Origin of the sequence: Wenjunlia tyrosinilytica (assembly GCF_014646055.1) — a bacterium.
In the GTDB taxonomy this organism is placed as follows: domain Bacteria; phylum Actinomycetota; class Actinomycetes; order Streptomycetales; family Streptomycetaceae; genus Wenjunlia; species Wenjunlia tyrosinilytica.
Map to the genome: position 1 here is coordinate 1 of NZ_BMMS01000112.1, position 2,694 is coordinate 2,694.

Here is a 2,694-nt window from a genome sequence, read left to right on the forward strand (position 1 = left end):
ATTGTTCACAGCCGAACCACGAACCACCGCACGAATCGAATCACCATCACGCAACGCATCCGACAACCGCTTCAACACCACGACACCGGCCCCGCTGGTGAAGACCGTGCCCGCGGCCTCGGCGTCGAAGGCCCGGCAGTGGCCGTCCGGGGAGTTGATCCCGCCGGACTGGTACCAGTAGCCGCTACGCTCGGGAACGCGCACGCGGGCGCCCCCAACGAGGGCGATGTCGGCGTCGCCGGCGATGAGGCTCCGGCACCCCTGCGCCACCGCAACGAGGGAGGTGGAGCACGCCGTGCTCACGCTCATGCTCGGTCCGCGCAGGTTGAGCCGGTAGGAGATCTGGGTCGCGGCGAAGTCCTTGTCGTTCCCGAGTCCGACGACGGTCGGGTCGATGTCCGTGGAACCCCGGTGGGGCAGAAGGTTGTTGAGTAGGTAGCTGCTCATTGCGGCACCGACGTACACGGCGACCCTGCCGGGGTAGCTCCGCGCGTCGTAGCCAGCGTTCTCCAGTGCCTCGTAGGAGCACATCAGCAGCAGGCGCTGCTGTGGGTCCATCAGCTCAGCCTCACGAGGGGTCAGCCCGAAGAAGGTCGGGTCGAAGAGGTCGACGCCGTCAGGCGATCCGGCGACGGCGACGTACCGCCCCTGGCCGCTGGCGGGCGGGTCGGGCGTCGCGTCGGTGGAGGTGATCGACTCGACGCCGTTGACGAGGTTCGCCCAGAATGCCTCGGCATTGTCCGCGCCTGGCAGGCGGGCGGCCATGCCGATTACGGCGACGTCCGTGTCGTCGTCCACTTCCCGAGCCGCCAGCTCGGCCGTCGACTGCTGCTTGGTGTCCGACGGCGCCAAGTGCTCCGCGAGGCGCGCGACTGTGGGGTACTTGAACAGGTCGGCAACCGAGAGAGAGACGCGCAGTCGCTGCTTGATCCGCTGGCCAGCCGCGATGATCAGCAGGGAGTCGCCTCCGAGTTCGAAGAAGTTCGCATCCCGCTCGATGTGCGCCCGCCCAAAGAGGTCGCGCCAGATGGCAAGCAGCACCTCCTCCGTCTCGGCCCGCGAACTCCGCTCGGGTGCCCACGAGACGGCCTCGGGATGGTCGCGGCGGCGCCTGCCGCCGCCATCGTGCCGACCCGGCAGACTGTCGTTCGAGACGATCACCCGGTTGTGTCCCGCGCGCAGCGCACGTTGGAACGCGGACACCCCTGCGGCGACCGAGAAGCCAGCCCACTCGTCCTGCGCGTGCGCCTCGAGCACCACGGCCGGGAGCCGCTCCGGTGACGTCATCCCGAGATCGCGCCACGCGTCCCAGGCGATGGCCACCGCGTTCGTCGGGGCGTCGCTCGACTCTGCCCAGGTGTCGAGGAACGCGTTCGCCGCGCAGTAGTCCACCTGCCCGAGGCTGCCGAGCAGCGCCCCGGTGGACGAGAAGACTGCGAAGAAGTCCAGTTCGCGGTCGCCGAGGACCTCCGCGATGGCCAGCGTGCCGTCGACCTTGGGTGCCAGCACCGTGCGCATCTCCTCGACACGCCGGAACTGCGCCAGCCCACCGCCAGCGAGTCCGGCCGCGTGCACGACCCCTTGGATCGGCCCGAATCTCCGTTCCGCCCGGGCCACCGCGTTGGCGAGGGCCACGCGATCCGCCACGTCGAAGGCCTCGAGGTGGACCTCCGCACCCAGGACCTCCAGTTCGCGCAGTGTGGCGACCGCACGGCGGAGTGCCTTATCGGCGGCGGGATCGCGCTCGATCGCCGCCCACTGCTCGCGGGCCGGCACCTCGGTCCGTCCGGTCAGGACCAGCCTCGCCCGGAAGTTCCTCGCCAGCCAGGCCGCGATCGCCGAGCCTATACCGCCGAGCCCACCGGTGATCAGGTAGACGCCCTGCTCGCGGATCAGCCGGGGCGCCTCTCCCGGCGCTGACGTGGTGTTCTCGATACCTTCGACGAGGCGGACGGCGTCGCGGTACGCGACGAAGGAGTTCGGCAGGGAGGCGTCCAACTCGGCAACGATCAGCTCGAATTCGCCCTCCCAGCCCTCCACGTCGAAAGCGCACGCGGCCAGCGCCGGATACTCCAGCGGCAGCGTCTTGACCGGCCCGAGCACCAGGGCCCGCGCAGGCGCAGTCACCGGCGGTCCGCCTGCCCGCGCCACCCCCTGAACGACCACGGCGAGCCGGGTCGGGTCCGTGGGGCGATTCAGCCCGAGCGCCCGGGCGAGGTGTACGGGCGCCTCCAGAGCGAACAGCCGATCCCGCTCGAGGTCGACCCCGACGCCGACGGCCCACAGGTACAGGATGTTCCAGGTGCACCCCTCCGCACCCCGCTCCTGAACGGCCCGTACGAGACGCTCGAAGTCCTCGGGGGATTCCGGGCGGATCGCGAAGGAGCTCCGGTCCAGCTCAGCGAAGGACGGCCCGGCCTGCACGGTGACGACGCTCTCGCCGAGCCCAAGCAGGTGCGCGGCCCAGGCGTCCACGACGCCGCCGCCGTCCGTGAACACCAGCCACCGCCCGGCGGCCGGCCCCTTCGGCCCGGCCGGGAGCGCAGCGTGCCGGAAAACGGGCTCGAAGAGGCGGACGGCCTGCACCGACGGGTCGGTCGGCTTCCGTTCGATCCAGTAGCGCTTGGTGTCGAATGCGTACGTCGGCATCGGAACCCGACGCGGTGTCCGGCCCTCATGCAGCGCCGCCCAGTC

Annotated in this window: 1 protein-coding gene; it reads right to left on the reverse strand. The window is 70.5% G+C overall.

From position 1 onward, the window contains the following. The coding region (locus IEY86_RS35720; protein WP_189136062.1) for an SDR family NAD(P)-dependent oxidoreductase at positions 1-2,649 on the reverse strand (2,649 nt) is incomplete at its 3' end. Between the last annotated feature and the right edge of the window lie 45 nt (positions 2,650-2,694).